The 8,152-nt window shown below is 63.4% G+C and carries 9 protein-coding genes; all 9 read left to right on the top strand.

All coding sequences use genetic code 11. The features are described 5' to 3' along the window. The first annotated feature begins 206 nt into the window (after positions 1–206). The 9 genes from ABZS43_RS22905 (at position 207) to ABZS43_RS22865 (ending at position 8,147) form a co-directional block, all read left to right on the top strand. Positions 207–368 carry a hypothetical protein gene (locus ABZS43_RS22905; protein ID WP_355037971.1) on the top strand — a complete coding sequence of 54 codons (162 nt, stop codon included), beginning with the start codon at positions 207–209 and terminating at the stop codon, positions 366–368. A 340-nt stretch (positions 369–708) separates the two neighbouring features. Next, on the top strand, positions 709–1,248 hold the full coding sequence (rplJ, locus tag ABZS43_RS22900) for a 50S ribosomal protein L10 (RefSeq protein ID WP_355037970.1): 540 nt from the start codon (positions 709–711) through the stop codon (positions 1,246–1,248). A 42-nt stretch (positions 1,249–1,290) separates the two neighbouring features. Then, positions 1,291–1,671, top strand: coding sequence for a 50S ribosomal protein L7/L12 (gene rplL, locus ABZS43_RS22895; RefSeq protein WP_355037969.1), 381 nt, complete (start codon positions 1,291–1,293; stop codon positions 1,669–1,671). Between the two features lie 229 nt (positions 1,672–1,900). Beyond that, positions 1,901–2,989: an ABC transporter ATP-binding protein gene (locus ABZS43_RS22890; protein WP_355037968.1), complete on the top strand. Its 1,089-nt coding sequence runs from the start codon at positions 1,901–1,903 to the stop codon at positions 2,987–2,989. 10 nt (positions 2,990–2,999) lie between these two features. After that, a complete protein-coding gene (locus tag ABZS43_RS22885; RefSeq protein ID WP_355037967.1) occupies positions 3,000–3,794 on the top strand; it encodes an ABC transporter permease in 795 nt (264 codons plus the stop codon). A 3-nt stretch (positions 3,795–3,797) separates the two neighbouring features. Then, a complete protein-coding gene (locus ABZS43_RS22880) occupies positions 3,798–4,664 on the top strand; it encodes an ABC transporter permease (protein WP_355037966.1) in 867 nt (288 codons plus the stop codon). Positions 4,665–4,687: 23 nt separating this feature from the next. Beyond that, the gene (locus tag ABZS43_RS22875; protein WP_355037975.1) at positions 4,688–6,064 is read left to right on the top strand and encodes an MCE family protein; all 1,377 of its coding nucleotides are present in this window, start codon (positions 4,688–4,690) and stop codon (positions 6,062–6,064) included. After that, on the top strand, positions 6,061–7,137 hold the full coding sequence (locus tag ABZS43_RS22870) for an MCE family protein (RefSeq protein WP_355037965.1): 1,077 nt from the start codon (positions 6,061–6,063) through the stop codon (positions 7,135–7,137). Before ABZS43_RS22875 ends, ABZS43_RS22870 begins: the two co-directional genes overlap by 4 nt. Continuing rightward, positions 7,137–8,147 carry an MCE family protein gene (locus ABZS43_RS22865; protein ID WP_355037964.1) on the top strand — a complete coding sequence of 337 codons (1,011 nt, stop codon included), beginning with the start codon at positions 7,137–7,139 and terminating at the stop codon, positions 8,145–8,147. Before ABZS43_RS22870 ends, ABZS43_RS22865 begins: the two co-directional genes overlap by 1 nt. Positions 8,148–8,152 lie beyond the last annotated feature (5 nt).

Genomic DNA, 8,152 nt, shown 5'->3' with positions numbered 1-8,152 from the left:
GTTTAAAGAGGTGTTCTATTCCTTTTTGGTCATCCGGGTGGACCCGAACCGCACCCGAAACCTCCTGTAGGTGTATGGTTATGTAGCACCCAGTACCACGGCCGTGGGGGGGAACGCGGATTCGCGTTCCCGCCCTCGGCGCTTTCGTTGGCCGGTCTCGACCGCAGCCAATGGAAACGGTCTACGTACTGCGGAGTGTCTATCGGGTGGCGAGGCCGCAGGTCGCCGCATTGTCGTTTGCCGATGCCTACCTGATTGCCCTCGCCGAAGCCGATCCAGGCTCGGCCGTCGTCTCGTTCGATAAGGGCATCGACAAGGTGAAGAGCATCAATCGAGTCGAACCCGGGCCATTTGAATCGGCCGATTGATGTAGCGGTGCGCTGGTGTCGGCGACCGCGCAGGCCCCGTTTTGGCAGATGGCGGCCCTAGCAGGTACATTGGACTTCAGTCATCGACGAGTTCGATTACTACCCAATCCGTTCTACCGAAGACCGTTGGTCGCCGATCCCGTATGGGTTCGGTCGAAGGTCCGGCGACATTGCCGGCGGCCCACGCAGGGAGAGCCGAGGTCGGGATCTCGAGTCGGCACCGCCGAATCGGATGTCCTGTACGCCCCGGAACGCTCTGCGTCCGGGGCGTTTGTTGTGTCGCCGGTCCCTGGTTTTCGAAAGTTCGTTGACGAACCGACATCCAGAGAGGAGGCGAAGTATGGCAAAACCCGAGAAGGTCACCGCGGTCGAGGAGATCGCTGAGCAGTTCAAGAGCTCCACTGCCACCGTAGTCACGGAATATCGTGGTCTGTCGGTCGGCAAGCTCACCGAGCTGCGTCGCGCGCTCGGCGAGGAGGCCACGTACTCCGTCGCCAAGAACACCCTGGTCAAGCGTGCCGCCGCCGAGGCGGGCGTGGAAGGCCTCGACGAGCTGTTCGTCGGACCGACCGCGATCACCTTCATCACCGGTGAGCCGGTCAACGCGGCGAAGGCCCTCAAGACCTTCGCCAAGGACAACAAGGCGCTCATCATCAAGGGCGGGTACATGGACGGCGCGCCGCTGTCCGTGTCCGAGGTCGAGCGCATCGCCGACCTGGAGACCCGTGAGGTGCTGCTGGCGAAGCTGGCAGGCGCCATGAAGGGCAATCTGGCGAAAGCCGCCGGTCTGTTCAACGCTCCCGCTTCGCAGGTGGCCCGCCTGGCCGCCGCGCTGCAGGAGAAGAAGCAGGCCGAAGAAGGCGGCGCAGCCGCCGAATAGCGGTTCGCCCTCCTAGACAACATCTACGAAAGGACAACAACAATGGCAAACGTTGACGAACTGCTCGAGACCTTCGGCAACATGACCCTGCTCGAGCTGTCGGACTTCGTCAAGAAGTTCGAAGAGAAGTTCGAGGTCACCGCGGCTGCTCCGGTCGCCATCGCCGCCGTGGGTGGCGCTGCCGCTCCGGCCGAGGCCGCCGAAGAGCAGGACGAGTTCGACGTCGTGCTCGAGGGTGCGGGCGACAAGAAGATCCAGGTCATCAAGGTGGTCCGTGAGATCGTCTCGGGCCTGGGCCTGAAGGAAGCCAAGGACCTCGTCGAGAGCGCTCCGAAGTCGATCCTGGAGAAGGTCGGCAAGGATGCCGCCGAGGCCGCCAAGGCGAAGCTGGAAGAGGCCGGCGCCAAGGTTTCGGTCAAGTAATTCGAACGAATTACGCCGAACGGGCGGTTCCCCACTGGGGAACCGCCCGTTTCGCATTCCGCCACGGGTGCGGCGGAAATTGCGAACTTGAGAAGGTTTCTGCGTTACTCTTCGGTCAGGTTGGGGTGTGCCGTGTCTCGGTCTTGGGATAGAGTGACCGAACCCACTATCACACGCACACCGCGATGACCGAGCGCGCGGTTCGCGGTGGGGTGCTCGCTGAGAACAAGTGGAGGTAGGCGTGGGCGTCGAGGTCAGGACCGAGGGTGTAACAAAATCCTTCGGTTCCCAGCGTATTTGGCAGGATGTCTCTTTGACCCTGCCCACGGGCGAGGTCAGCGCACTGCTCGGTCCGTCGGGTACCGGTAAGTCGGTGTTCCTCAAGTCGCTGATCGGGCTGTTGCGCCCGGAGCGCGGGTCGATCTTCATCGACGGCACCGACATCACGACATGTTCCAACAAGGAACTCTACGAGATCCGCAAACTCTTCGGCGTGCTGTTCCAGGACGGTGCGCTGTTCGGCTCGATGAATCTGTATGACAACATCGCGTTCCCGCTGCGTGAGCATACGAAGAAGAACGAGTCCGAGATCAAGAAGATCGTGATGGAGAAGCTCGAGCTGACGGGTCTGCTCGGTGCGGAGACCAAGCTGCCGGGTGAGATCTCCGGTGGTATGCGTAAACGCGCGGGTTTGGCGCGGGCGCTGGTGCTCGATCCGCAGATCATCCTCGTCGACGAGCCGGACTCCGGTCTGGACCCGGTGCGTACCTCGTATCTGTCGCAGTTGCTGATCGATATCAACGCGCAAATCGACGCCACCATTCTGATCGTCACGCACAACATCAACCTGGCCCGAACCGTCCCGGACAATATCGGGATGCTGTTCCGTCGGCAGCTGGTGATGTTCGGTCCGCGTGAGGTGTTGCTGACCTCGGAGGAGCCGGTGGTCAAGCAGTTCCTCAACGGCCGCATGATCGGCCCGATCGGTATGTCGGAGGAGAAGGACGAGACCCAGATGGCCCGCGAACAGGCCATGGTCGACGCCGGTCACCACCACGGCGGCGCCGAAGAGGTCGAGGGCATCATCCCGCAGATGAAGGCGCAGCCGGGTATGCCGGTGCGTCAGGCGGTGCACCGCCGTAAGCAGCGTGTGCAGGAAATCCTCCATACGCTGCCGCACGCGGCGCAGGTCGCCATTCGCGATTCGCTCGCGGAGAACGACGACACACAGGTCATGGCGTACAACACCAATGATCTTGATAAATACCAGGGCGGCGCGTTCGACACAACGGTTCGACACAACACAACTAGCGGGTAACATACGGTCCGTGAATCGGACCCTCGCGCGTGTGCGGACTCCACTCGAGTCGGCGTTTGCGCAGGCGGGCAACATTTTTGCGCTGTTCATCGATGTCGTCCGCAAGACTTTCAAGAAGCCGTTCCAGTGGCGGGAGTTCATCGAGCAGTCGTGGTTCATCGCGAGTGTCTCGATCCTGCCGAGTGCGTTGGTAGCTATTCCGTTCGGCGCCGTCGTGGCGTTGCAGACGGGTTCGCTCATCAAACAGCTGGGCGCCGAATCCTTCACCGGCGCAACCAGCGTGCTGGCCACGGTGCAGCAGGCCGCACCGGTCGTGACCGCGTTGATCATCGCGGGCGCGGCCGGTTCCGCTGTAGCCGCCGATCTCGGCGCGCGCACCATCCGTGAAGAGATCGACGCGATGGAAGTGCTCGGCATCGACCCGATCCAGCGCTTGGTCGTACCGCGTGTGCTCGGCATGATGCTGGTGGCCCTGCTGCTCAACGGCCTGGTCTCGGTCGTCGGCATCGCGGGCGGCTATTTCTTCAATGTGCTGCTCCAAGGCGGCACTCCCGGCGCGTATCTCGCGTCCTTCTCCGCGCTGGCACAGTTACCCGATCTCTGGATCGGTGAATTCAAGGCGCTGGTCTTCGGTCTGCTCGCCGGTGTCATCGCCGCGTACAAGGGGCTGCATCCCACAGGTGGCCCGAAAGGAGTCGGTGACGCGGTGAACCAGTCCGTGGTGATCACATTCCTGGTGCTCTTCTTCGTCAATCTGATTTTGACGTTGGTGTACCTCCAGGTCGTCCCCGCCAAGGGCGCCTGACCCATGGCGACCCCCTACCGCAACCCGGTCATCGCCAAAACGACTCGCCGGGTGGGCGAGATCGCGCGCGCGCCACTGAATGTCATCGATCGCGCGGGCGATCAGATGTCGTTCTACACCCGTGCCATCGCCTGGATTCCACGCACCGCCGTGCACTACCGCAAGGAGGTCATGCGGCTGCTGGCCGAGGTGACCTTCGGATCCGGTGCGCTCGCGGTCATCGGAGGCACCATCGGCGTCATCGTCTTCATGTCCGGTTCCGTCGGCGTCGTCGTCGGCCTGCAGGGCTTCAAGGCGCTCGACTCGCTCGGCAGCTCGGTGCTCACCGGCTTCCTGACGGCCTATATCAATACCCGTGAAATCGCGCCGCTGGTGGCGGCTTTGGCGCTATCGGCCACGGTGGGCTGTGGGTTCACCGCGCAATTGGGCGCCATGCGCATCTCCGAGGAGATCGACGCGCTGGAGGTGATGGCGGTGCCCGGCGTGCCGTTCTTGGTCACCACCCGCGTGATCGCGGGCTTCCTCGCGGTCATCCCGCTCTACGTGGTCGGTCTGCTCGGCACCTTCATCGCGTCGCGCACGATCAGTATCTGGTTCAACGGGCAGTCGAGCGGATCCTACGACCACTATTTCAGTCTGTTCCTGCCGCCGGAGGACGTGCTGTATTCGTTCCTCAAGGTGCTGGTATTCGCGTTCGTGATCATCCTGGTGCACTGCTACTACGGCTTCAACGCCTCCGGCGGACCCGCCGGTGTCGGCGTCGCCGTCGGTAGGGCGGTGCGGGCCGCGATCGTGCTGGTCAATGTGCTCGACTTCTTCCTGAGTCTGGCGATCTGGGGAACGACGACGACCGTGCGGGTCGCCGGATGAGCGCCACATCGCGTCGAGATTCGATGAGCGGCGGCGGTCGGGCGACGGGTGGGCGCGGCGTGCATACCTGGCGCAAAACGGAGAAGTTACGCGTCCGGGTGCTCGGTATCGCGTTCTTCGCCCTGGTAGCGCTGTTCCTGTGGACAACCGTCGCGATCTACAACAAGCAGTTCGTGAAAACGGTCGACGTCGACCTGATCACCGACAGCGTCGGAAACGCGTTGACCCGCAACGCGGACGTGAAAGTCCGCGGCGTCAATGTCGGCGAGGTGCGGTCGAGCCGGTCCGAAGGCGGCAAGGTGACGTTGGATCTCGCGATCGACCCGGCCAAGGCCGAGCAGATCCCGGCCAATGCCACTGCCCGCCTGCTGCCGAAGACTCTCTTCGGTGAGCGGTACGTGGATCTGGTGATTCCGGAGGATCGGAGTCCGAAACATCTGACCGACGGGCTCATCCTGTATCAGGATCGCAGTGGCAACGCGATCGAGATCAGCAAACTGCTCGATGATCTGATGCCGCTGCTACAGGCGATTCCTCCGCAGGATCTCGCCGCCACCCTCGGTGCGCTGTCGCAGGCGCTGGCCGGTCAGGGCACGGCACTCGGCACCACCGTGGACAAGTTGGACGATATCTTCCGCGAGGTCAACGGGGTTATGCCGGAGTTGCAGGAGGATCTGCGCAGTTTCGCGACGGTGGCGGCCACCTATTCCGACGCCGCCCCGCTGTTGATCGACGCGCTGAACAATCTGCGCACCACGAACGCGACCATCGTGCAGCGCCGTTCGGATATCGACACGCTCTACGCGGTATTGACTCCGACCTCGTCCAGCACCGCGGATTTCCTGGTGGCGAACCGGGACAATATCGTCGACATCGCCGCGGATTCACGCCCGGCGCTGGAATTGCTGGCCAAGTATTCGCCGACCTATGCCTGCACGATGGCGAATTTCGCGAAGATGAAGCCACGCATCGACCAGATCATGGGTATGGGCACCGATAGACCCGGTTCGCGGGTGACGATCGAACTGGTCAACACGCGTGGCAAATATCTGCCGAACCAGGACGAACCGCGTTGGTTCGATACCAGGCCCGCGTGGTGCGTCGCCGAATATCCGCTCGGCGTCGACGTCGGCCAGTACATCGGCGGCCCGTCCAACGACGGCTCGTACGCGGTGCCCAGTCGCAACCCCGGCGACCAGACCACCGGTTATCTGCCGGAGCCCCAGCTGGGAGTCTTCCCGGCCGGGCAGGTTCCGACGGTCGCGGGTTCGCCCGCCGAGCAGCATTCGCTCGGCGCGATCTACGGTGCGGCGCAGGGGGTCTCACCGGAGGAAGTGCCTGGCTGGATGACGAGAGCGGGTGCGCCGGCATTCCGTGGCAGCGAGGTGAGTGTGCGATGAAGGCGAAATTGCGCGGCCTCGGCGGACCGCTGACGAAATTGATCGTCTTCGTGGTGGTGACGTTGTTCGCCACCGTGATGCTCGGCCTGTCGATCGCCAACTACACCGGCGGCGGCACCGAGTTCAAGGCCAGATTCACCGATGTCACCTCGCTCAACAAGGGCGACGAAGTGCGTATCGCCGGTGTGCGGGTCGGCAAGGTCACCGACGTGCGGATCGTGGACCGACGTCAGGCCGAGGTCGTCTTCGAAGTGCAGGACCGCGAGTGGCTGCCTGCCTCGACGACGGCCACCATCCGGTACCGGAACCTGGTCGGCCAGCGCTATATCGCGCTCGAGCAGGGGGCGGGCGAACAGGGCAGGAAGCTGAACAAGGGCGCGACCATCGGTTTGGACAAGACGCGGCCGGCGCTCAATCTGACGACGCTGTTCAACGGTTTCCGCCCGCTGTTCCGCACCTTGACCGCCGAGGACGTGAACAAGCTGTCCTTCGAGATCATCCAGGTCTTCCAGGGGGAGCAGGGCACGATCCGAGATCTGGTCGCCTCGACGGCGAACTTGACCAACAAGATCGCGGACAAGGACGCGGTGATCGGTCAGCTGGTCAAGAATCTGACGCTGGTGCTGGAGACGGTGAATCAGCGCGAGGACCAGTTCGATCAGCTCATCGTGAATACCGAGGCGTTGGTCAGCGGACTGGCGGCCGAGCGCGATGTGATCGGGCGGTCGGTGTCGTCACTGGGCAATCTCGCCTCGGCGACCTCCGACCTGCTGGTTCCGGTCCGCCCGACGCTGCAGGGTTCGATCGCGGGTCTGAGCCAGATCACCGGCACCCTCGACGAACGTTCCGACGAGGTGAACCAGGCGCTGGCGACCCTGCCGGTGAAGATGGAAAAGCTCGGCCGTGTCGGTAGTTACGGCTCCTGGTTCCAGTTCTATCTGTGCGGTATCGACCTCGTGGTCGGGCCGGGCGCGGTGGACGCGCCGCAGCTCAACCTGCCCGCCGGGATGCCGACGATCAATCAGCCGCTGTATACGAACGCCGCGCCGCGGTGCGCGGGGAGGGCTCGCTGATGGACGACCGAATGTTGCTCGGTAAACGCAGCCCCGCCTTCCTCGGTGCGCTCGGACTGGCGATGGTGTTACTGGTGGCGATGTCGGCGTTCTTCCTCGACCGGCTGCCGATCATCGGCGCGGGGATCGAGTACACGGCCGAGTTCTCCGAGGCGGCCGGCCTGAAGAAGGGCAACGAGGTCCGCATCGCCGGGGTGAAAGTCGGTCAGGTCGCCGACGTGCGCCTCGACGGTGACCGGGTGCTGGTGGATTTCCGCACCAAGGACGCCTGGATCGGCGACGAGACCACCGCCTCCATCCAGATCAAGACCGTCCTCGGCCAGAAATACCTGGCGCTCGATCCGCGCGGTTCGAATCCGGCCGATCCGAGTAAGCCGATTCCGTTGTCGCGCACCGTCGCACCGTATGACGTCATTGATGCCTTCACCGACGCGGCGAACAGCCTCGACAATATCGATACCGGCCAGTTGGCGACGAGTATGCAGGTGCTGGCGGAGGCGTTCGAGACCACGCCGCCGGAGATCAGGGGTTCCATCGACGGCATCGCCCGGCTCTCGGAAACGCTGGCCAAACGCGACGAGGAATTGAAGCGTCTGTTCCGTGCGACGAATCAGACCACCCGGGTACTCGCTGATCGCAATGCCGAATTCGAGCGACTACTCGCCTCGGGCGGACAGTTGCTGGCCGAGCTGAATATCCGCCAGCAGGCCATCCACCAGTTGCTCACCGGCGCGAAAACGGTGTCCGCGGAATTGAGCGCGTTGGTGCACGACAACGAGGAACAGATAGGGCCCGCGCTGAAGAATCTGCGCGCCTCCATCGAATTGCTGAACGACAACCAGCAGAACATCTCCAAGACCCTGGAACTCGCCGCGCCGTTCTACGGGCTGTACGCGAACGTGCTCGGCACCGGACGCTGGTTCGACGCGGTGATCACCAATGTGATTCCGCCCGCCCTGCCCGAAATTCCGGGTGACCGGCCGCCGGTGCGCACTCTGGGAGGTAACTGACGTGG

It is taken from the genome of Nocardia sp. NPDC005366, assembly GCF_040606855.1.
Lineage (GTDB): Bacteria > Actinomycetota > Actinomycetes > Mycobacteriales > Mycobacteriaceae > Nocardia.
This window is presented reverse-complemented; position numbering and strand designations above follow the sequence as displayed.